Here is a 23,408-nt window from a genome sequence, read left to right on the forward strand (position 1 = left end):
AATTTAAACCAATTATTAAATGAGAACGCAATTAGAACAGACCATGGGTTTGTTAACCTCAAAAATGTACAGTGTACTGGCAATACTACTTTTTTTGCCTTGTTTATTACTGTCACAGTCAGCTACCATTACCGAAGAAGTAAGACAGTTGGACACTTATGGCTTTGGAACCCCAAATCCAGTGCCGATTTTGACAGAGAACCCAAAAATATTCCCATACTTTAAGTTTGAAGGATATTCTCATACCGCCCAAAAAAAAGGTTGGAAGGTTGTCAAGCTGGAGAACGATTACATTGAGGTGTATGTATTACCTGAGATTGGAGGTAAAGTATGGGGGGCAATCGAGAAAAGCACCGGCAACGAATTTTTGTATCGCAACGAGGTAGTCAAATTCCGAAATATCTCGATGAGGGGACCTTGGACTTCTGGTGGGATAGAATTCAATTTCGGAATAATAGGCCACCACCCTTCAACGGCAACTCCAGTTGATTACGCTACAAAAACAAATGACGACGGCAGTGTAAGTTGTATAGTGGGGAATCTAGATTTGCCAAGCAGAACCTATTGGCAAGTAGAGATCAGACTTGAAAATGACAAAGCCTATTTTGAAACCAATGCTTCGTGGTATAATGGCACACCTTTAAACCAATCGTACTACAATTGGATGACGGGTGCAGCACCTGCTACCGATGATTTGGAATTCTTTATCCCCGGAAATGGGTATTTGGAGCATAACGGAACATGGCAAAAATGGCCCATTGATGACAAAGGAAGAGACTTGTCCATGTACAAGAACAATAATTTTGGTCCATCAAAATCCTATCACATCGTCGGAGACTATAAAAACTATTTTGGTGGATACTACCATGATAGCAATGTTGGATTTGGACATTTATCGCCTTACGAAGAAATGCCAGGGCAGAAGTTATGGCTTTGGGCACTCTCAAGATCTGGCGGTATATGGGAAGACTTGCTTACGGATACCGACGGTCAGTATATCGAGTTTCAAGCAGGACGATTGTTTAATCAATATTTTCCAGGGGCAGAAAACCCAGTTTCACAAGCTAATTTTGACCCCTATGTAATGGATTCATGGCAAGAACTCTGGTTTCCCATTAAGGAAATTGGTGGAATGGAGGCTGCATCTGAATATGGGGTGTTAAATGTGGAGCGTAATGGGGACAATGCTACTCTGGGAATCAATGCCCTTCAGGCATTTAATGAACCATTACAAGTTGTTATCAATGGAGAAGAAGTTTCTACTGAAAATTTAGAAATGGTTCCCATGCAGGTTTTTGAAAAAACCTTTGCATGTAAGGATGCCGATAAATTGGAAATCTTTTTAGGGAAGGACAAACTACACTACACTTCTGTAAATAAGACTTTACTCAAAAGAGATTTCGTGTATAATCCGGAAATAAAGGCGTCTGATATTGAAAAACTGTACCATGAAGCTTCGGAGGCCATGAAATATCGCGAATATGATTTGGCTGATAAAAAACTATCAGAATTGTTGAAACTGGATACAACTCATCCAAGAGCTTTGATACTTTTGGCGGAAGCTGAATACAGAAAAACACAATATGCAAAAGCATTGGGCCATGCCAACACCGTATTGCAGCTCGACACTTACAATCCCGCAGCCAATTATATGGTGGGTATCTCATATTGGGCTCAAAACGATGCCCTTAATGCGCTGGAACACCTAGGTTGGGCCGCAAGGTCCATTCAATATCGTTCCGTTGCCTATGCGCAAATGGCAGAGATATATCTTCATGGGGACAATGTCAAAAAGGCCACAGAATATGCCAAAAAAGCCTTGGCCTATAATAAATTTAACCTAAACGCAAGACAGGTTTTATTGGTGGCTTTCAGAAACACAAATAATAAGGAGGCGTTTACCAAACAACTCGAAAAAGTTTCCAAAATCAGCCCAATAAACCATTTCGCTGCATTCGAGAAAATACAATTTGATGGAGGAACGCCAAATTCCATTTTAAAACAGGTTCAGAATGAATTTGGGAGTGAGTCGGTACTGGAACTGGCGTTGGCATATTTGAATTTGGGACAAGAGGAGACAGCAATTGAATTATTGAATGTAAACACCGATGATAGCAAATCTAAAATGCTTTTAGCCCATTTATTAGACAAGAAGAATGTAGCCAAGAGTGCTTCCTTGATTGAAGAAATGGCAAAGGGGTCACCCAATTTTGTATTTCCGTACCGTCAAGAAATGGTGCCAACTCTTGAGTGGATCGTTTCCAAAAACAAGGATTGGAAGTTTAAATATTATTTGGCGCAGAACTATTTGGCAGTAGGACTAAAGAATAAAGCAAAGACCCTTTTGAAGCAATGTGGAGATCTACCTGACAACGACGCCTTTTACAAATTTAGGGCGAAAGCTTTAAACAACGCTTCCTATGAAAGTAAATTAAAGGATTACAATACCGCTTTGGATTTGAATAAAAACTATTGGAAAAATTGGGATGATCTCATCCTATTTTATCTGGAAAATGATAAAAATCAAGAAGCGACCGCAGTTGGAAAAAAGGCGGTTAAAAAATTTGATGGCAACTATAATGTTGGATTAAGTTATACCAAAGGTTTGGTTGCTACGGGCAATTACTCAAAAGCAATTGCTGTGCTGGGGAGTTTGAATATTCTTCCATTCGAACACGCTTCGGAAAGCAAAAACATATATAATGCGGCCCATATTTATTTGGCAAAACAGTATATGGATAAAAATCAGTTTGACGAGGCGGCTAAACTTCTAGAAGCATCAAAAGCTTGGCCAGAAAATTTGGGAGTGGGAACTCCCTATAATCCTGATGATAGATTGTCAAACTACTTGTTAGGACTATGTAATGAAAAACTGGGTAAACAAAATGAAGCGAACACACATTTTGAGCTTGTAGCCAATTATAAAAACAACAATATGGCAAGCACAAATACGCTTTTCAAGTTATTGTCTCTTGACAAATTGAAAAAGAACAGCAAGAAAGAAGAATTGTTGTCGAAACTCAAGAATATGTCAGGAGAAAACTCAAATGCCGCGTTAGTATTGGCTATCTATAACAAGGAATTGAACAAGGCTGCATCTATATCGGAATCAAAAAATATCGATTCGCGATTGATGGATATCTTAAAATATAGTTCGAATAAATAATTGTTTTTATATAAATGAAACAAATGAAATTTAAGATAGCTGTAGCTGTCCTTGCGGGATTGACGCTGTTACAGGTACAATCCCAAACCAAAAAAGAGGATACTGATAAGAGAGTTAAAGTATTGTCATTTAATATTTTGGGAGGAAGGACCACAAAAGGGGATTTTAATTTGGATGCATTGGCAAAACTTATAAAAGATGCGAATCCAGATTTTGTGGCCATGCAAGAGGTAGATTATAAAGTGAATAGATCAAAAAAGTATGACTTGGTTACAGAATTGGGGTGGAGGACTAAAATGACCCCAATTTTTGCCCGAGCCATGTATTATGATGGCGGGGAATATGGGGAGGGAGTTTTGTCCAAACATTCCTTTTTGAGTACTAGAAATGTCGCATTACCATATTTGGATGGACAGGAGCCAAGAACGGCAATTGAAGTTGTTGCGGAATTGCCTTCAAAGGATACCATTGCATTTGTAGGAACGCATTTTGCCCATGAGACCAATGAAGGCCGAGAAATACAAGCTAAAAAAATCAACAAAGTATTTTCTTTGAATAAGTACCCAACAATTTTGGTTGGAGATCTAAATGCGAAGCCGGGCAGTGGTCCCATCAACACCTTGGAAGAAATGTGGCAAGCTACATACGATAAAAAGAACCCTGAACCGACCTTTCCTTCGGATAATCCACAGGTTAAAATTGATTATGTTATGTTCTATCCAAAAAATAGATGGCGTGTGGTCGATAAGAAAGTAATTGCAGATACCTATGCCTCGGACCATTGTGCATATTTGGTGACCCTTGAACTATTGGATGAATAATTAAAAGGAACATTTAGAGTTACAAATAAAAAAGCCTTCAACAAAGTTGAAGGCTTTTGCGGTCTGGACGGGACTCGAACTTTTCTTGAAAATGCCTTGTATTAAAGGGTTGCCAGAGGGTGCATTTTTGGACTCACCGCACGGCTCACCTTTTAACAAAATTTAACATTTCCATAATTGTCTTTATTGGATTTTGGTGAGCAATCAGACAACAAAGCGAATTTAGTTTAGTATGACTCCACATATTCAAAAACTTTAGCCTATAAATCTGGAACCAATATTTTGACAATGGATTTGGGGTCAAAAAGATTAAAACTTGCCACATTTGTTCGTTCCCCACCTTGTTCAATAAAGAAGATAAATTCGTTGCTATTATGGTTTTTAATGAATCCAACCCCTGCAAAATCTGAATACGATTTTACCTGATTGGCAATATCTTGTTTCAACTTGTCAAGACGATCAAGTATTTCTTGAGTTGGCACAGCATCAAAAATAGCCTGGGCACTGATCATAATATCACTGGTTTCTGCAATGAACTTCACATTATCGGCAGCCAAGGTCAACTGGTTGACTTGTTCATTGGTCAATACCTGAAAATCTAAGGTAACATTGCGGTTGCTGGTAAACGGGACCGCGCATGCAGTAATAGGCAAGCCCCAAGTAATGGTAGCTGTTACCGTTTTGTTCACACGATCCAAACTTGCTAATTGCCTTAATGATGCTTCCAATTCTACCCTGGTTTGGTCATTGTCAGTTTGGTTATTTACGGCGTTTCTCATGAGAATCAAGGCATCTCTGTATGGCTTAACAATACCGTTGACAATACTTGGAATATTATCACTGCAATATACAGCGCCTCTACTGGACACTTCTTCTGCGGCCCTTCTGCGCCCTTCAGCAATCCCTTCAGCTACTTTATCATCTATCGTTTGTAAAGCCGTCGAGATTACTCCTGGTAAAACTTGTCGTAACCCTCGTAGGCTCAACTCAAATTCATAGTCAGAGACAGCTTTTTCCAAATTGGCAAGGGCATCTTGGGCAACGGTCAAAGTCGAATCAATTCTTTGGGATATTTCCACATCTAGGCCAGAAATAAAATCAGTCGGTGCGCTTACCACAACTTCACTTTCTTCCTTTTTTATGGCCGCATTTACGGACCATTCTTTGTTGTTTTTAAAGTACTTGCCACCAATTTCAAACGCAGGATTGGAGAAACGCATGGAGCCTTCAATGCCCTGTTGGTTGTTTGGCGTTTCAATACTAAAGGTTCCCTGAACACCAATATCAAAAACTCCATTTTGGTTTACATAACCATCTGCACTCAAACTACCATCGGGTTTAATAGGGATAAAACTCGGATACCATGATAGATCCGGGTCTACTTCCCCGTTAATAAATGCCCTAGCTTCAATGCCATTATTGGTAGAAGCTTCGGCAACCACAGCTGCACTTCCTGAGGCTATTGGAAAACCAAAGGAGATGAACGAATTAATTTCAAGTGCTAGGTCCATCTTTCCGTTGAAACCAGAGCGATAACCAACGCCAATATCAGAAGACAAAGGGTCTTGTAAATCAGCATCAATGCTAAAACCTTTGTTCTCATACAAGAGTCCGCTCATCTCGACTATTTTGAAGAGAGAGGCGGAACCACCCACCACGGTTTTGGCACCAAAGCTTACCACATCATCAACCGGATTAGTGGGTTCGTAAACGATATTACCCCCAAAAGAACCCCCAAAACTAACACCTAACAATCTACCATCATTACTACTATTACCATTATCTCCTCCATTATTATCACCACCGTTATTGTTGTTGTCTTCTCCATCCCCGCCAGCAATTCCACCTCCAATAGAGAAAAAGAACATTGGATCTGTATAATCCGTTATAAGGGCTATACCGGCACTTCCCGGGCTTATTGAAAGGGGTTTGGTAGCGTTGGGATCATCATTGACTCCAATTTTAAGCTCAATATTGGCTTGTATGTTGAAAACAAAATACGATCTATCGTCCTTGAGAACAATTTCATAATTGCGGTTTTCATTTAGATATTTCCCGGAGTAGAATCCAATATCGGCCTGGAGCGGTTGTGCGAATTCAAAAAAGTTTTCCAGCGGAGGTACTTCAACATTTCCGGTTAAACCTTTTAATGTACCATCATCATTAAACGAGACATCGATATCGGCATTTTCGAATACAACTTCGCCGATGGAGTCCAATGGAATGGTCAATTTACCCTCTAGCATATAACCATCATCCGTTTCGGTTACAGTACCCTCTGTCACAAATGATTCTTGGTTAAGGCCCGTGGCCGGGTTTTCGCATTTGTCAGGGCATTTGTCGGGATTGGCGCAAGGGTCATCACATGGTTCTACTCCAATTGGGTCAGTTGGGTCTGGCACTACAACATCTTCAATATCTTCGCTACCGCATGATAGGGTTAACACAAGTATGAGCAAAAGACCTAATTTCTGAAAAAGAGCGTTTTTGGTTTTCATAATCCTTTTGTTTTGTGGGTTAAACTTGATTGGATTTTGTGTGACTCGCTCGGCAACTGTCCGGAACCCTTAACCGAGCAAGACCACAAAACGGTTGTCATTGCTTAGATTGGTTTTCAATGACATTTCAAACTTAAAGCGCTGGTTTTCAGTATAAAAAAATGCTGTGGGGACAAAAAGGGGACAAGCCCGTAAAGCCTTATTTTATTGGGTTAATGGGAGGTAGCTTCTAGTGATTAGAGCGCCGCAATAGTGGTTTCCAAAGAATCTTGACGTTCTAGATTCATTTTTTTGCGAAGGCGTTGGCGGGCTTTTTTAATGCCCTCACCGGAAATGTTCAAAATATTGGCGATTTCTTTGGAAGAAAGATTCATTCTAATGAGTGCCATGAGCCGCAGTTCACTTTTGGAGATGGTGGGATAGGTCTTTGCAGCATTTTTGGAGAAATCTTTATGTACCGCCTCAAAGTATTGGGTAAAGCTTTGCCAATGTTTATCGTCTTGTTGGTCAAAAGTAATGGTACTGATAAGCTCTCGGTAATCGCTTGACGTTTCTTTTTCTTGTATCTCAGTTACCCTTTGCTTTAAGTTTTCCAGCACTTCGTTCTTTTTCGCAAGATGAAGAGCGTGGGTGGTAAGTTCTTTCTTTTTAAAAGCCAATTGGGCATCAACTTTTTCTTTTTCCAGCTTGTTTCTTTTAACCTTTTGATGAAAGCCATAGAAGCCCAGGCCCAGTACAATTAGTGCAAGGCCCAATCCACCTCCTAAGAGTAATTTTTGCTGATAACTTATTTGAGCTTCTTTCTCCAAAACGGCGATGTCCTTTTCTTGGATGGCAATTTGCTGCTCTTTTTTTTCTGTTTCGTATATCGTCTTAAGTTCCCCTATTTGCTGTGATTTGGTGTTGTTATATATGGAATCACTTAACTGTTTGTGGTATAAATGGTCATCATAGGCCATTTTGTGGTTATTTATCTTGGCGTAGAGCTCTGACCTCCCTTTATAAGCATTACTCAGATTTACTTTCGACCCCCCTTTATTAATATGTTCAATGGACTTAGAATAATAAGAAATTCCCAAATTATTGTTGTTCAACCCAGCATGTACTGCTGCCAAGGCATTATACCCTTCCACCATTTTGTTTTTGGCTCCAATTTTTTCGGCAGTTTCAATTCCTTTAGAGATATAGTCTATGGCTTCACTTGGTCGATTCGATTTGGCATACGCATTTCCCAAATTGGTTAGAACAGTAGATTTGAGACTTTGATTTTTAATGACCTTGTTTACCTCTAGGGCTTTTCCCAAATACGCAATAGCCTGTTCATAATTTTCAAGCGAATAGTAATTGAGACCAATGTCATTTAATACATTGACTTCGAATAATTTATCATTGAATTCTCGGTATACTTTTAGAGCCTCCAGGTTATACTCAATACTTTTCTCGTAATTGGCTTGAATGCTTTCTGTGCTTGCCAGCAAATTCAGAGCATCGGCCTTTTGGATAGGCCTGTTCAATTTTTCAAGAATCCGCAGTTCTTTGATAACCTGCTGTGTGGCAATTCTGTAATTCCCTTTAAATTTATGTATCAACCCTTTATTATGGTAAAATGGAATTAATGCTGTGCTATCACTGCTATGTTTGTTTAAGATAGCTATACCCTCGTCTAAAATCTTAAGCGCTTCATCATAATTGCCTAAATTGTATTCTACGCCTGCAAAATTTCTGATGGCTACCGCTTCTAATCCATGGTGTCCAACATCTCGAAAAATGATTCTGGCTTTGGTGTAATCTATTTTGGCCGAATCCAGGTGGGAGCGATATTCGTCTAATACCCCAAAATGCAAGTAGGCCATTCCCACCCCTTTTTTGTAATCGAGTTTTTGGGATAACTCCAGCTCTTCAATAACGTACTTCTCTGCTTCATTTAGGTTATTGTTCAAGTAACTGTCAAAAAGAAGTTTAATGGTGCCGATTTTGGATGTGTCTTCAGCTTGACTTTGGTATACTTTGAGTAAGCTATCAAGTGTTTTGGTATGTTGGGCATTGGCAATGGATGCCATGAGAAATGCAAATATTATATAGAGCGATGAGGATTTCATAGAGGTCGGTTTATCTTTTAAAAATAAGCAATTTCAACCAACACTCTGAAAAAGAATTGATTATGGAAACAAGCGGGCAAAATGTGATTTAACCTCAAAAAATATGGACTCTCAGTCGTCCACTGTGGGAATCTCATTTTTGTTCATCTACAGAATGTTTAAGGCTGGATTCGGAACGTTTTGAATTAACGGTAACTCTATACTGGTATTTTTACATTTGTATCGGATCCTTTATTTGAACTATTCTATTATTTTCTGCGTGTAACAAATCCAACTATACTCCATAAAATAACCAGCCCCAGCAAACCTATCTTTATATAACCAAAAAACACACTAAATAAGAGTAAAAGAGTAAGGGCTAGAGATATCATATTAAGGGTGTTTTTGTTGCTTCCTTTTGACTTCAATCCTTTATAGTGAATTGACTGATTTAGAAATATTTCATCCGATTTTTTTGAATAATACTGTATTTCAGAATCAGCAAATCCCTTCTCTTCCATTCTCTTTTTTATTTCCTCTGAGCCAAGGCCTTTTGCTCTTAATGATATGCTGTAATCTAATTTGTTCATTCAATCTAAAATTGTCGCTGATTGGTTTTGAATCCTTTATTTGAACTTTGTTCTGATTAATTAAACCTTCATAAGCAGTCGAACTAGCTTATTCATTTCTGAAAAGACTACGGCGCCTTCCTGCTGAAAGATTTCCATATTGTCGTTCGTTACAAAACCAAACACATCAAATCCACCTTTCCTTGCTGCTTTAATTCCAGCTAAACTATCCTCAATTACAGCACAATGTTCCACATTAAAACCCATTTTCCCAGCAGCGTGAAGAAAAATGCCCGGGTCGGGTTTCCAACTGCCAATTTCATAGGAACTGAAAATTCTTCCGTCGAACTTTTCAATAAGATTAGTCAACCTTAAATTATGCCTGATTTTTTCAAGAGGACCACTAGAAGCAACGCAATAGGGAACAGTAATCTTTTCCAATAAATTGTGAATTCCATCAATTGGTTTTAAACCTGCACTAAATTCTTCAAAAGTTCTTTTACGGAATTCTTGTTCAAATCCTTCAGGTAATTTATGGTTAATCCTATCTTCGACATAACCAAGGCAAGTTCTTAGCGATTTTCCGGCAAACTTTTCAAGAACAGAGCCTATACTCATCTTTGCGCCTAATTTGTTGGCCATTTTAACCAAAACGGATGCAGATATAGTTTCGCTGTCGACGAGGACTCCATCACAGTCAAATATTACACATTTATATTTCAATTCTTCATATACTTAATCCAACTCTACATTGGTATATCTATAGATTTTCTTGTCGAGCATCAAAAGTTGGATTTATTGGATTTGCTCATCATTATTTTCACTACACCTCGATAGAGAAACTATTGACATGCAAAATCTTGAACTTTACAGATTACCACAACAGTTTGCTAAGATTCTTGAATAAAAGTAAATTCAAGCCTATATTCTAGTTATTCTTATACTAGCCAGTTTCCATTGATTTTGTTGTAGTTCATAAATACGTAAGCAATTAATCTTATTTATAGTTCTTTTTCCTTCAACTATTTCTTCAATCGTTCCAACACCATTGATATAAGCAGTTTTACGAACAATACTTGTATTGGTTCTATCAGATTTATTCAACGATAATTTCAAATCCTTTTTCTTGATGGAACGAATAAAATCAATCTTTCCTATAACCTCATCCATTCCAATGTTTATATTAAAATCATCACTTAACAAATCGTCCAAAGGCAAAGTTGAATTTATGTTTAGTGCTTCAACTGCAATATCATCAATCGGGGCAATTGTCCAAGGAAATGACGGGACAGTGTTTTCATCAATAATTGCATAATCCACGGACCAATCGAACTTATCGTCGTCATTTTTATCATTAAAAAAAGCAGTGATATTGGAAGGATTTTCGTTGGGTTCAAATGTGTGGTTTGCCATTACACCTACTTCATCGATGTGGTGGTCTTTTCCTCCCGGGTTTTCAAGGGTTCCAAATGTCAACGTAAAGCCTCTTAATACTACTACCCCCTGTGAATCAATGGCCCGTTGTGAATTGCCTTTCACCCGTTGATCACTTACTGTTGCCATTGTTTCAATATATTCATTTGGAACCCAGGCATACCAAATGTCGAAGTGATACGGGTCGTCTACATTCTTGTCCGTATACCGGACAGTAAGTTCATTTTGCGCACGATCAGGCTGAATAGAAACTGTTCCCAAATGATGGTCCTTATATGCAGGCCTCCAATACGAAAGGATAGATCCGAGACTTTCCGTGAAATGGAATTCAAAACCAATCAACACAAATGTATGGTCATTGGATGGCCCGTTAAGATTAAAGCTGCACGCACCTCCATCAGAGTCCCCTTCAACATGTTGGACGATCACTCCTTGCCTACTTTCCTCATAATAGTCGGCCATAAATGTAAAATCATCATTATCCGTTACAAAATTGTCAGAATATTTAGCACAGACATTATTTCTTGTATCACCCGCAACTGAGTAATTGACATGTTCGTACATTGGACTTATGCCCATGTACAACAAGTGATGGTCACTATGATTAAAATCAAATTTAAATCCGGAAAGTAATGGAGCGCCCGTGAATGCATGGGGTGTACATCCAACATGAAAGCCCGGGCCACTGAATGATTGACCCAAAAGAAAAGTAGTGCCCGCTAACAGAAACGATGTAAAAAGGATGAAGTTGTTGCTAGGGTATTTCATTAGATATCGGTCTTTAAATTAAAGATTATCCGGTACAAGGAAATCCAGAATTTCTGGTGTGAACTTTGTTCTGGCAGACAGCAATGTATCGGTTATAACATTATGAATGCCATCAATTTTTGATTGTATCAAAGCAAAACCCTCCACATCGAAATTGCTATTTACTTCCGGCTTAAAGAATTTGGCCAACTCATTACCTGTTATTCCAAAAGATTGTAAACTGTAAGATACAGATGTTTTATTGTTTTGTAATTGGGCCGAGGCCGCTACACTGGCCAAGTTCTTAATTTCAATTCCCCGCTTTACTTTGTTAAATAGATAGTGAATAGAATACCCAATGCCATAAACAGTAATATCAACCACCTTTGTTTCAACATAGCAAATGTTCAGATTAGATTGAGACTTATCCAATTTCAACCCTCCGAATCCAGGAATATTTACACCTGCATGATTTTTGCCATCATATATTTTGACAACCATTTTCAATGCTTCCAGCCCTTTACGCATTTGAGGAATTGTGTAAACTTCCGGTGGTACTGGGGGCGCTGGTGGAGGGGGAGCAGCATCACCTATTTTCCCATTCTGAATCAAAATTGAATCCATTGCATTGAATTCGTCTCCCAATTCTGCCCAAGTTGAATCTCTTTCAAATGTAACAAATGAGGCAGTCAAAGCGTTTGAGAGTTCTTCGAGTTCTATTTCATCATCCCATACATAATCGTCGGCTTCGTCTTGAATATTTTTTCTGCAATTAATGGAGCATAAAATCATAATAGCCACTAAATAAGTTTTGTTTTCATAATGTATACTATTTTGTATTTCAACAATTAATAAACAGCCACGAACCTGGATTATGACTTGGGAAGTAAAGTACTGGGGGAGAGTCCAATATACTGATAATTGCTCAAAATTAGTTATACGGAACCCTTAATTTTTCTATGGTTTTCCCTTAAGAAACTTTGAACATTGGTGTTGATACCACAGCTCGATTATAGAATTTTCCGTTCGCTTTAAAAAATCTACAAAAGAGTTGCCCCGGACGTTCTGCAGCTCGTGACGGCAGCAAAAATATCTACAAATTTTGATGGCCCGTTTCCGGATCAGGATCCTGCAGCCCAAATTTTAGACAAATGATTTCTTTTATTTCTTGTAAGGAATCAAGGGCTTAGGACGCTCGACCTCGTTGGGTGGTGCTGTCTACGGTTTTGGACCAGAATCCCGCTAGCATCCATCTTCACCAGACCGCGTAAAGACCATTGCTACAACCCTTTCCAACGAAAATGTGTTGGCTTCTTTTTCCACAAGGAGAATCCTTTTTTTGAACTTAGAATGATTCTAATGGAAATGGTCATATTTAAGAATTCATTCAATATGGATTTCGGATAACAACTGTTCACCAAAGTAGACTTTTCCTTTTTTAAAATCTTTTCCAACATTAAAAGACAAACCTACTCTTCTAGAACTTAATTTTTTGTATCCATAGTAATATGTGATAGTTTTCGGTTTTTGCTTTTTGAATATAGTGGAATTTGGAGCAATGGAAATTTTTGCTTCACAATCCTTATATCCTGATATGCTATAATCCTTGAAGGTATCTCTTATTTCTGGTTTGTATTTAAGTAGGTAAATTTGATAATCTTTATCTATTAAGGGTTCATGGAGAAGACGGGGAAATCCTTGGTACTCCGATAAATTCAAAAGCCTTACATCTATAGGTCTACGCCTTTCTCTACGTTTTTCATCAAGCAAATAAAACTTATTTGGGTCAAGCTGTACTCTTTTCCCGGAGTTCGAATTTACTTTAAAAACCAACCTTACTTTTTTTTGATTGCTGTTAGCATATACATTGTAGTTCGTGGAATTAGTTGTTATTTTTGGTTCTTTTTTTGCCTTTATCAATTCAAAGCTGAAGTCATCACCGTAAACAACATTTGATTTTTGGCCAAAAGTTGTTTGGCATAAAACAAGTACTATACAAACAAGAAATTTCATTATCATCCTTTATTTGAACTTTTAGGGGTCTACTTTCTTTGTCATCATGATGATTCCAGTGGACCAGTTCATTTTAGTCATTAAGAAATCATCTCTAGTTTCCAATTTACTAATTAATTGATTGGCAATCTTATCATGTCCATCAGGCCAGTTAGGCTGTCTAACCATATCATCTATTAGATAAAATCCACCAGGGACTATCAAATCCAGGATTTCTTCCAATTCACTATACTTTCCGGGCCATGCATCAGCAAATATCAAATCGAACTTTGTCCCACTATAGTTTCTAATCCATTGACCGCCATCATCGCAAATTATCTTTACCCGAGCGTCTTCTTTGAAAAAATCTTGCACCAAGGTCACCAAACTTGGGTCATTATCAATACTTGTAACCTTTGAATGTTGACCCAGCCCATCTACTATCCATGACAGAGATAGACCCACACCGGTACCCAACTCAAGGATATTTGCATTAAGCTTAGAAGCTACAAGTGTCCTAAGAAGAGCTCCTGTCAACTCATCAGATGGCATGGTAAAGCCAATCTCCTGAGATTTGGATTGAATTTGTGCAAGTGTTTTGGGCTTCTTAGGGATTAGAGTGTCTAACATATTAAGATTGTTTTGGACAATCTCATAAATATTTGGGATTTTTAGTAGCAACAAACTGATCATCTACGATGTCCAATTTATTGAATCGTTTATTTGAACTTTTAAGTTAGAAACTTTACCAAATCCCTTCCGCCGTAGAGTACTCTTACTATACGTATGTATCCGTTCATTTTACGGTAGAAAATTATATGAGAGATGTAAGGAAAACTGAAAAGCCCATCCTTAATCTCCTTTCTTTCCTTCCCGATATCAGGGTTCTTGGCAATTGCTTTGAAATGATTGTTCAGGCCGACTAGGTATTCGATTGCCTGGGAGTCACCAAATTTGTATTGCCCGTATTCGAAAATATCCTCAATGTCATCGTCCGCTTCCTGCGATAGAACGTAGTCTTTTATCACCCGTTCTTCTTTGAGGATATAATATCATCCATTGTTCTGGGGCTATCGGGCCCGTTCCAACCTTTTTCTATCTCCCTTCTAAGATCTTCGATGACCTTGTCCCGATAAATTCTATGCAGACGAATGGCATCACGAATAACCTCACTATTGTTTTGATATTCGCCCGTGGCCACCTGCTTAGCAATATATTCTTCCTGTTTTTTTGTAAAACTGATATTCATAACAAACCCATTTTGACATAAACCTACAAAATTTATCCATATTTAGCAAATATGGACATTTAATGAATGGTTTTATTAAACTTTTCTATCAATTTTTATTTCCTAACTAAATCCGAATTGTGAAACTTGTAACCCTCGACGCTCTTTCCAGGGCTGCTCCCACGTTTTCCCTTCACTATTCATAAAAACACCCATGAACCTTATTTTCTTTCTTTTTGGGGCTACCATGCCCCATGTAGCTAGATTCTGTATTTCTGTCGGGTCAGAGATTTTGACTTGTGAACAAATAGGGTCATGGCTTGAAGCTGTATTTTTATACTCAAGCCATTTTGGGACATTAAATATTTGCTCTTTAGTTGGATCAGGTAATCCCGCCTCAGCTTCAACCATCCAAATTTTGGCTTTTGGCTGCATGAGGGTAGCCATGCATTTAAAATAATCTTTCGGATATTTTTCCTCGTAGCGTGCCTTGATTGAATTAAATGCGCCTAACATAATTCCATGAGTGAAATTACGTCCCTTTTGTACACCTAGAGAGAATTGGCCTCTAACTCCTCCAGGACTATTAAAAAAAGCATCGAAGATATCATAACCAAGTTCAAAAACAAATTCAGCCCTATAGTATCCTGGAGCGTGTACAGCCTCTATCCAAGAAGGATCAATAGTGTTAGAATTGCTGTTTAAAGATGTAATGATTTTTGCTGAAATAGTATTAGGATCGGTTAAGTTCCTTAGATATGCTGCTCGGCTATTCTCAAAACCATCGTAACTGAATGACGAATAAACGGGTAAGCATGGTATCCAGATTGACGAACCATTATCCCTGTTATATATTTTTGAAGTTGTGACATTATATATTGACTCTTTACTACAATTGGCCGGGCCACAAACATCTAAGTAACCACCAAATGCCGATTCATATCGGCTTTCAAAGTAAATCCGGTCACCAAGCCTAATAGGAGTTCCAATGGGTTTACCATCAACCGAATTTATAACCCAATTACCTGTGCCATATCCTCTGGTTGTGGTACTAGCTGTTGTTGCATTATACAATGTGTCAGACGCACACTTTGCAGGATTACAAATATCAAGGAATCCCCCCTGCCAATTGTTATGTCCATTCCTCAGGTGTACTATATCACCAAATGAAATAAAAGCAGCAGTTGGTAACTTCGTGGTTGAAAGTATTTGCCAACGACCTGTGAAATTATCTCGTTCAGGGTTACTTGTTGTAGTTACCTGATAAAGTGTTTGTGATGAGCAAGAAGCAGGATTGCAAATATCCAAGTAGCCGGCATCATTGGATAAATATCCACTCTTAAAATAATATTCATTACCGTATCTTAATCGTGAATTGTCCATCCTTTATTTGAACTTTAAATGGATAAGATAATCATAATTCATATTTTGTTTATCAACCATATTATACCGATCCCAGAAAACAACAACCCACCAAGAATGAAAATCAAATGGAAATATGATTTCCAAAATTTACTATTGACCATTACTTCATATTCATTGCCATTTTTCAAGTAGATTATATCTATTGACTCATTGATTTTCTGTGGCTTTTCACTTGAGTCCAATTTTTGGGAGGTTTCAATTCCGTTTCTATCAGTGAATCTTACTATTGGGAAATGATAAATATTTGAGTTACCGTCAGAATCCTTGATTTTTTCTTCAACAAAATCTACAATTTTAGCCTTTGTTTTTATCCCCTTCGTTTGTATTCTATGACTAAAATTGCGCAAGTAAATTCCAACGAATAAAAACACACTGAAGACTTACCCCTTTTCGTGCAGCGGTAAATTAAACAAAATGGTCTTTCAAAGGGGCATGCCCCTTTGAAAATTCCTCTAAAAATTCTTTCGGGCTGCTCCTGCCCAGCGACTTGTGGGGATGGAACCGGTTGTATTCCTCCCTGAAGCGTTCGGTCTCCATGTTCACTTCCGCGATGTCCCTGAACAGGTGCGCGTCCAGCACGTCCTCGCGATAGGTCCTGTTGAACCTTTCGATATACCCGTTCTGGCTCGGTTTCCCCGGTTGTATGTATTTTATCTCGATGTCCTCCACTTCGCAATAGTTCACGAACACCCTGGAGAGGAACTCCGGACCGTTGTCCACCCGGATGGCCAAAGGCTTGCCGTATACCTCTATGGCCTCCCTGAGGTACTCCACGACCCGTACCCCCGGCATGGAGAAGTTCCCTTTCATGCAGAGTGCCTCCCTGTTGAAGTCGTCCATAAGGTTGAATACCCTGAAGCTCCTTCCCGTTACAAGGCTGTCGGACATGAAGTCCGCGCTCCATACCTCCCTCGGTGCATCGGGCACCTCCAGAGGCTCCTTTATCCTTTTGGGCAAGCGCTTCCTGGTCTTTCTCCTGAGCTGCATGCCCAACAGACGGTAGACCCTCAGTACACGTTTGCGGTTCCATTTATGGCCTTGCTTGCGGATGCGGTTGTAGAGCCAGTCGAAGCCACGGTTGGGCTTGGCCTCGGCCAGTTCGGTCAGCTTGTCGATCACTTCGGTATCGTCGCGACGGCTCCTGTAGTACCACATCGACCGGCAGAGGCATACTATCATGCAGGCCCTCGATATACTCAGGCCCTCCTCCTTGACGATACCCTCCGCCAGTTCCCTGCGCGAGCAAGGCCCTAGAGCTTTTTTTCGATGATGTCCTTAAGTATACGGTGGTCCAGGCTCAGGTCGGCGTACATCGCCTTGAGCCTCCTGTTCTCTTCCTGTAACGACTTTAGCTCCTTGAGCTGCTGTGCGTCCATGCCCCCGTACTTCTTCTTCCAACTGTAAAAAGTGGCCGTGGTGATGCCCTTGTCACGACAGATGTCCGTGACCTTCATTCCCGAATCGTACTGTTGCAACATCGCAACGATCTGTGTCTCTGTAAATCTGCTCTTCTTCATGATATAAAAATAGTTGATTTTTATACTGTCCGAAAAACAGGGAAGCCTTCAACACCACCAACGATTAACAAGACTATAGCTCCAATTAAGTTCTCCATTCGATAATTCTAATTGCTTTCATTCCTCTTTTTAAACTATTAGTTAGTTTGAAAACCATTCTTCGAATTTGATTAAATCTTCTCCAATTTCAATATTGTAATCTAAGCTGTCAACAACGATTCTGCCTAAAACTCCATTTAATTGAGAGGCAGAATAGTATGAATTTAAAATTCTTCTTAGAGATTCTAACACTTCATTATTTGGATGGTTTTTAATAACTGAATCCAATTTAAGAAGCAACTTTTCTTTTTCCTCTTCAAATTTCATTCTTAAGAATTATCGTTTATTTGAACTTTATATTTAACAATTCTATTGTTAATCTGTTCTCCAGCTGATGCTCAATAGACTATCTTGTTCTTTTCTCTTTGTCATGTTTTTCAATATCTTTTTTAGCCTTTTTTCCATGCTTAATAGCATAAAAAAGGCCAATGGCAACAACTAAAATAAAAAGCAATGTTTGAGTCATCCTTTATTTGAACTTTCAACGACCCGCTAAACGTAGTTCCGGGATTTTTGTGGAAATATAGCAAAATCGTTCGACTGTCATGTGCGAAGGTTTCCTTGGTGTGGGGTGTATCGCACTTGACGGGCTGTCAAGGAGGCCGCTTGTCGGCCGTATCTTGTCGGTTTTTGCGGTATTGGGAACAAAAATATCGGGGCCAAATTACTTTTAGCCCCTGTTGGTGCACCACGGGGTTTGGATTGTTTGCCCCGTGCTTGGTTTTCCCTCGATGGGCAGCTAAGGGCTGTAATTTGGTTTAGCGGGTCGTTGGAGGACATTTCTTTTGGGGCGGGAGTGCATGGCACGTAGCAACAAAAGTCAGCTTTAGCTGAATGTGCTCCAACGTTTTGGCTAAGCTGCGTTTTAATGCAGTTTAGGTGTTGTTGTACACAGTTTTTATTTACAATTTAATTCGATTCTTTCCCTAACATTTTCATTCCCAAGCTCAAGGGACTTGTTCCAATTTTCACAAGCTTTATCATTGTCGAAATTCAATTTATACACATTTCCAAGATTTGCATAGACAACTGAATATTTAGGATTGATTTCAATTGACTTTATGTAATCTACAATAGCTTCCGAATTTTTACCAATCGCCATTTTCGCTACTCCACGATTCATATAAGCTTCGTGGTCATTTGGTTTAAATTCCAATGATTTGGTATAGTCAGCAATTATAAGTTCGTTATCTCCACCTATGGTCTGGCGACAATAAGCTCTTTGGTAATATGCTTCCCCGTCTTTGGGGTTAGTGTCAATCGCCTTTGTAAAATATTCTATTGCCTTTTCGTAATCACCACTCTTAGCGTGAAAAGTCGCAATGTTATAGTAGTCGTCACCACCACAGCTGGTGATGAAAATTGAAATCAATATTATAGCTACTAAGTTTCTAAGCATCGGTTTTAAATTATGTACAACGACCCGCTAAACGTAGTTCCGGGATTTTTGTGGAAATATAGCAAAATCGTTCGACTGTCATGTGCGAAGGTTTCCTTGGTGTGGGGTGTATCGCACTTGACGGGCTGTCAAGGAGGCCGCTTGTCGGCCGTATCTTGTCGGTTTTTGCGGTATTGGGAACAAAAATATCGGGGCCAAATTACTTTTAGCCCCTGTTGGTGCACCACGGGGTTTGGATTGTTTGCCCCGTGCTTGGTTTTCCCTCGATGGGCAGCTAAGGGCTGTAATTTGGTTTAGCGGGTCGTTGGAGGACATTTCTTTTGGGGCGGGAGTGCATGGCACGTAGCAACAAAAGTCAGCTTTAGCTGAATGTGCTACAACGGTTAGTATATGCGTAGTGCGACCGATAGGGAGCATTATCGCATATACATTGTTGTAAGCAGTTATATTTTATTAACTTGAAGGCTCTCTTCAATTCTTGTCTAAGGAGTGCAGGAACTAACATCAATTTCACTGTATAAATTTGGGTCTTGGTTTGGGTCTTCGACCGTGTTAGCCATCATTGAAATTTTAACAATTTCATCACTTGTAGAAAAACAAAGTTGATGAAAGTTGTCGTTGTCATTTATATCTGCTATCGAAATAGGTACATGTGGAATTAGAACTCCCGAACTATCAGAATAACCAATATAGTATTGAAATAAGTCAGATTCGGTATCACCACTTATAAACGGTGTAATGCCACCATTCCATGCAACTTGAATCGTTTGTGTTCCTGAACTACATTCATTCAGAGTACCATCAATTTTTTGGGCAAAAAATAGACTTGGGCCATCAGCGAGCGGAATAACATTCGTGGTAATGATTCCATTTAGATTTAGGATTTCTGAACAAGCGGACTCTCCTGAAAAAGTATCAGTTGTAAATAAATCCCCCACAATTCTTACCTCAACGGGTGGATTTGTAACAGCGGTTCCAAACTCACCTATCAATAGCACTGTTCGATTTTCTCCATTTTCATTAGCTGGTGCTAAAAGAGCACACATTGGGATGTGTTTATTTCCAAGGCTATCTACAACTTCAAAATCAGTTTCCGATAAACTGGATGCATCTAATGGAAATTTAAAATTAACAGGCATACCATCTAACAGGCTTCCTAGTTGATTACACAATAGACTTGGTAGTGCATTATCAAGTCCAAAAAAAGCTGACACAAGAGCATCTTGATTAACCTGTTCTTGAGGAGTATCTGGGTTAATCTGTTCTTCATTTTTGCTACATGAAAACAAGAGGATTACTGTAAATAATTTAAATAGATTTCTCATATTTTATTAATTTATCTTCAGCTTAGACTCTTTTTATCTGGTTTGGTTTAATTGCTTACAACAATTGTATATGATCATTGATCATATATCCATTATACGTAGAGCTGTATTAATGTTACTATTCGAATATTATTCATTTGTAAATGGTTATCCTTTATTTGAACTTTCAACGACCCGCTAAACGTAGTTCCGGGATTTTTGTGGAAATATAGCAAAATCGTTCGACTGTCATGTGCGAAGGTTTCCTTGGTGTGGGGTGTATCGCACTTGACGGGCTGTCAAGGAGGCCGCTTGTCGGCCGTATCTTGTCGGTTTTTGCGGTATTGGGAACAAAAATATCGGGGCCAAATTACTTTTAGCCCCTGTTGGTGCACCACGGGGTTTGGATTGTTTGCCCCGTGCTTGGTTTTCCCTCGATGGGCAGCTAAGGGCTGTAATTTGGTTTAGCGGGTCGTTGGAGGACATTTCTTTTGGGGCGGGAGTGCATGGCACGTAGCAACAAAAGTCAGCTTTAGCTGAATGTGCTACAACGGTCTTGTGTATGAAACGTAGCGTGCAAAAAGACGCTAAATTTTCGGATTAACACGGAGCCGAATTTTATGTTTTGTTTTTACTTTTTCTTTTTTAAAAGCCAAATTTAAAAATTTGGCGGTCTTTGTAAATAAGTACAAACCTTTCAGTTTAGCACTTACTAGCTATGTTTTATACACGTTGTTACCCAACGTTTTTTATTCCGTTTTTAATTTTTTCAATCCAATTTTTATCAGTCGGTTTGACAATAATTACTTTAAAATTAAATCTCTCACTCTCAATTCCAACTCCTTTTAAATCGTCAATATGCAAATCAAAGTCAAATGCTGGCGGAAATTTCGATGAGTTAATGTTCCGAGATTTTAAAATTTTCCGATTTTGTTTTTCGTTTACGATTCTGTTTACTTTTATTCCATAATATTTTAAAGTCTGTCTTATTTTTCTTTTGCTACGAAACGATGTGGTATAAATGTGAATTTTGTGTCCTTGATTCTGCAAATCGGAAATTAATTCACGTGTTCCTCTTCTTATTTCCTCAATTCCGAAAAGTTTAGCAATTCCGCTTCTATTTTCAGTTTCAAATTCCTTTCCGTTCGGAATTAATGTACTGTCAAGGTCAAAACTTATATTCATTTAATCAATAGTTCTTGTCATTGCAATTGTCATCATTATTCCGATATATAAAAATGGAATTGCACTTAAAAAAATCCAAATCAGATTATCTTTAAGATTAGATTTGTGCTTAATGAATAAGAATGTTGTATTTATAAAAGAGAGAAAAACGCCTCCATAAAATGCGAATAATAGTGTAGGTGCTCCATATCTATAAATCCAAGTTCCTCGATATTCTTTTACTATTTGTGCCAATAGCATTGTAATCAAGCAAAATACTATAATTAGAATTCCACTTTTTTTAGTCCAATTTATATTTCGAAGTACTATGCTCAATGTTATGTCAAATGTTGGGTAACAATTGTATATGATCATTGATCATATATCCATTATACGTAGAGCTGTATTAATGTTACTATTCGAATATTATTCATTTGCAAATGGTTATCGTTTTACTGAACTTTAAGATAAATTGAAACACTGACAATTATAACAATCATTAAGACAGCAAGTATTATTCCTAACCTAGTATTTCCCTTAATGAACTCTATAATTAAATCAAGTATTTGCTCTATCATCGTTTATTTGAACTTTTGTTAACTCAGTTCTTTGTTATAAGTAATTTTCAGTCATTTTTGAAAATGTATAAATTCAAATTATAGCTTTTATCTGACTCATCAATATAAAATGCCAGCTTAGCAGTAGTATTATCTTTTTTAAACCAGTCAATTGAATATAGCGCAGATTCGTGATTGGGGTGGTCGCCTTTATCGATGGACATTCTACTGCTCAAAGTATTCTTTAAAAAATTGTGCTTCTCTCGAAAATCCGATGCAACACTTTCATAGTCCCTGGAGTACCAGCCATTGACTCTCCTTAGTTTCCAAGTTTGTACGACCATTTTAACGTCTTTTTTGCTTTTAGTATAGTAATAGCCAATATATCTTTTAAGGTTTGGGCACTCAGTAAATTCGTAAACCATAGGTTGCTTTACTTTTCTGCTGTTTATGTAGCCGTCCATATATCGCCCTTCAACACTTATTAGTAATTTATCTCCCCATCCCCAAGAAGATGAAATTGATGACTGAATGGAATCTTCAACTTTTATAATCCTTTCGATTTCAGAGTTACGCTTTTCTTCCTTTGAAACAAGATTTAGAATATAATCAATTTGATTTTCAAATATTCTATTTCCTTCAGTTAGGTCATATTTACCCTTACAAATTGTGTCCAATTTTGTGTTTGTTCCAATTAGAACTTGGTCGGACTTTTTTATGTTTTTGATTTTAATAGAATAAATCCGATTTTGCCAGACTTCCATACTAGGAAAGTGGTAAATGGGTTCTGTGGAAGTTTGTTTATACTTTCCATTGTTCTTGGTGTCAATGAATAGTTCGTAATCCAAAAAATTTTCATTCCCAGTTTTAATAATTAATAGAGTGCTTTTAGTATTTCCAAAATCTCCTAAACCAAAAACACCTTGTACTTCATCTTTTGGTAAACTATCACTCAACAATGTGTTAACCTCTCCCAAGTTTAAATCTGAATCTATGGATTCAAGTTCCCTTAGGTTATAATTGAAACTTCCAGAGTTGTTAGGGACAATCTTTAAAGTAAATTTTGATTGAATTGGTATTGTCGGAAAGTCATCTAGCTTTTGAGAATATGACTTAATGGACAGCAGAAGTAACACTATAATCAACTCAAAATATCTCATTGGCAAGAGGGAAATTTAGAATTACCTACAACATATGAAAAAAGATCATATGATCTATATATCTTTTTATGTGCGAAACTAAATTGAGACAATTTCAAAGGTGGATTTAGGTAACGCTGGGCAATGGTTTATTTGAACTTTAGTTTAACTTAACTCTTTCTGACAGCCAGTTTTGTTTTTCCCCAAGCCAATACTTTTACTCCTCTCGAATAATGACTTTTACTTGGTTGCTCGGTTATTAATTTTTTAA

Annotated in this window: 24 protein-coding genes; 2 read left to right on the forward strand and 22 right to left on the reverse strand. The window is 38.2% G+C overall.

All coding sequences use genetic code 11. The features are described from left to right. Positions 1-19: 19 nt before the first annotated feature. Positions 20-3,166: a DUF5107 domain-containing protein gene (locus tag IAG46_RS13215; protein WP_190810816.1), complete on the forward strand. Its 3,147-nt coding sequence runs from the start codon at positions 20-22 to the stop codon at positions 3,164-3,166. A 23-nt stretch (positions 3,167-3,189) separates the two neighbouring features. Continuing rightward, entirely contained in the window at positions 3,190-3,987 is a 798-nt protein-coding gene (locus IAG46_RS13220) for an endonuclease/exonuclease/phosphatase family protein (RefSeq protein ID WP_190810817.1), read from the forward strand. A 260-nt stretch (positions 3,988-4,247) separates the two neighbouring features. Here the strand turns inward: IAG46_RS13220 and IAG46_RS13225 are convergent, their stop codons facing one another. The 22 genes from IAG46_RS13225 to IAG46_RS13320 form a co-directional block, all read right to left on the reverse strand. Then, on the reverse strand, positions 4,248-6,485 hold the full coding sequence (locus tag IAG46_RS13225; protein WP_190810818.1) for a hypothetical protein: 2,238 nt from the start codon (positions 6,483-6,485) through the stop codon (positions 4,248-4,250). A 236-nt stretch (positions 6,486-6,721) separates the two neighbouring features. Beyond that, positions 6,722-8,584, reverse strand: a complete 1,863-nt coding sequence (locus tag IAG46_RS13230) for a transcriptional regulator (protein ID WP_190810819.1) — start codon at positions 8,582-8,584, stop codon at positions 6,722-6,724. 248 nt (positions 8,585-8,832) lie between these two features. After that, the gene (locus tag IAG46_RS13235; RefSeq protein ID WP_190810820.1) at positions 8,833-9,153 is read right to left on the reverse strand and encodes a hypothetical protein; all 321 of its coding nucleotides are present in this window, start codon (positions 9,151-9,153) and stop codon (positions 8,833-8,835) included. A gap of 60 nt (positions 9,154-9,213) precedes the next feature. Further along, positions 9,214-9,855, reverse strand: a complete 642-nt coding sequence (locus IAG46_RS13240; RefSeq protein WP_190810821.1) for an HAD family hydrolase — start codon at positions 9,853-9,855, stop codon at positions 9,214-9,216. 198 nt (positions 9,856-10,053) lie between these two features. Continuing rightward, on the reverse strand, positions 10,054-11,334 hold the full coding sequence (locus IAG46_RS13245) for a hypothetical protein (RefSeq protein ID WP_190810822.1): 1,281 nt from the start codon (positions 11,332-11,334) through the stop codon (positions 10,054-10,056). 18 nt (positions 11,335-11,352) lie between these two features. Then, positions 11,353-12,114, reverse strand: coding sequence for a hypothetical protein (locus IAG46_RS13250; protein ID WP_190810823.1), 762 nt, complete (start codon positions 12,112-12,114; stop codon positions 11,353-11,355). 582 nt (positions 12,115-12,696) lie between these two features. After that, entirely contained in the window at positions 12,697-13,233 is a 537-nt protein-coding gene (locus tag IAG46_RS13255) for a hypothetical protein (protein ID WP_190810824.1), read from the reverse strand. 114 nt (positions 13,234-13,347) lie between these two features. Next, positions 13,348-13,935 carry an O-methyltransferase gene (locus tag IAG46_RS13260; protein WP_190810825.1) on the reverse strand — a complete coding sequence of 196 codons (588 nt, stop codon included), beginning with the start codon at positions 13,933-13,935 and terminating at the stop codon, positions 13,348-13,350. A 101-nt stretch (positions 13,936-14,036) separates the two neighbouring features. After that, entirely contained in the window at positions 14,037-14,333 is a 297-nt protein-coding gene (locus IAG46_RS13265) for a type II toxin-antitoxin system RelE/ParE family toxin (RefSeq protein ID WP_190810826.1), read from the reverse strand. Further along, on the reverse strand, positions 14,330-14,554 hold the full coding sequence (locus IAG46_RS13270) for a type II toxin-antitoxin system ParD family antitoxin (protein WP_190810827.1): 225 nt from the start codon (positions 14,552-14,554) through the stop codon (positions 14,330-14,332). The genes IAG46_RS13265 and IAG46_RS13270 overlap by 4 nt, the downstream gene beginning before the upstream one ends. Positions 14,555-14,656: 102 nt before the next feature. After that, positions 14,657-15,916 carry a hypothetical protein gene (locus IAG46_RS13275; protein WP_190810828.1) on the reverse strand — a complete coding sequence of 420 codons (1,260 nt, stop codon included), beginning with the start codon at positions 15,914-15,916 and terminating at the stop codon, positions 14,657-14,659. A 38-nt stretch (positions 15,917-15,954) separates the two neighbouring features. Further along, positions 15,955-16,329, reverse strand: coding sequence for a hypothetical protein (locus IAG46_RS17855; protein WP_368668183.1), 375 nt, complete (start codon positions 16,327-16,329; stop codon positions 15,955-15,957). A gap of 34 nt (positions 16,330-16,363) precedes the next feature. Next, the gene (locus IAG46_RS13280; protein ID WP_255512539.1) at positions 16,364-17,137 is read right to left on the reverse strand and encodes an IS3 family transposase; all 774 of its coding nucleotides are present in this window, start codon (positions 17,135-17,137) and stop codon (positions 16,364-16,366) included. Between the two features lie 71 nt (positions 17,138-17,208). After that, a complete protein-coding gene (locus IAG46_RS17690; RefSeq protein WP_223826683.1) occupies positions 17,209-17,475 on the reverse strand; it encodes a transposase in 267 nt (88 codons plus the stop codon). A gap of 141 nt (positions 17,476-17,616) precedes the next feature. Next, the gene (locus IAG46_RS13285; protein WP_190810830.1) at positions 17,617-17,841 is read right to left on the reverse strand and encodes a hypothetical protein; all 225 of its coding nucleotides are present in this window, start codon (positions 17,839-17,841) and stop codon (positions 17,617-17,619) included. 276 nt (positions 17,842-18,117) lie between these two features. Beyond that, positions 18,118-18,354, reverse strand: coding sequence for a hypothetical protein (locus tag IAG46_RS13290; RefSeq protein WP_190810831.1), 237 nt, complete (start codon positions 18,352-18,354; stop codon positions 18,118-18,120). A gap of 118 nt (positions 18,355-18,472) precedes the next feature. Further along, positions 18,473-18,973: a tetratricopeptide repeat protein gene (locus tag IAG46_RS13295; protein WP_190810832.1), complete on the reverse strand. Its 501-nt coding sequence runs from the start codon at positions 18,971-18,973 to the stop codon at positions 18,473-18,475. Positions 18,974-19,051: 78 nt separating this feature from the next. After that, positions 19,052-19,288, reverse strand: a complete 237-nt coding sequence (locus IAG46_RS13300) for a hypothetical protein (RefSeq protein ID WP_190810831.1) — start codon at positions 19,286-19,288, stop codon at positions 19,052-19,054. A 167-nt stretch (positions 19,289-19,455) separates the two neighbouring features. Further along, positions 19,456-20,298, reverse strand: a complete 843-nt coding sequence (locus IAG46_RS13305; protein ID WP_190810833.1) for a hypothetical protein — start codon at positions 20,296-20,298, stop codon at positions 19,456-19,458. A gap of 228 nt (positions 20,299-20,526) precedes the next feature. Further along, complete coding sequence (locus tag IAG46_RS13310; RefSeq protein WP_190810831.1) at positions 20,527-20,763, reverse strand: hypothetical protein; 237 nt, start codon at positions 20,761-20,763, stop codon at positions 20,527-20,529. Between the two features lie 249 nt (positions 20,764-21,012). Continuing rightward, positions 21,013-21,462 carry an HAD family hydrolase gene (locus IAG46_RS13315; RefSeq protein WP_138660180.1) on the reverse strand — a complete coding sequence of 150 codons (450 nt, stop codon included), beginning with the start codon at positions 21,460-21,462 and terminating at the stop codon, positions 21,013-21,015. Between the two features lie 604 nt (positions 21,463-22,066). Beyond that, positions 22,067-23,158, reverse strand: a complete 1,092-nt coding sequence (locus IAG46_RS13320) for a hypothetical protein (protein WP_190810834.1) — start codon at positions 23,156-23,158, stop codon at positions 22,067-22,069. Between the last annotated feature and the right edge of the window lie 250 nt (positions 23,159-23,408).

This window comes from Flagellimonas sp. S3867, assembly GCF_014698935.1.
Classification (GTDB): Bacteria; Bacteroidota; Bacteroidia; order Flavobacteriales; family Flavobacteriaceae; genus Flagellimonas.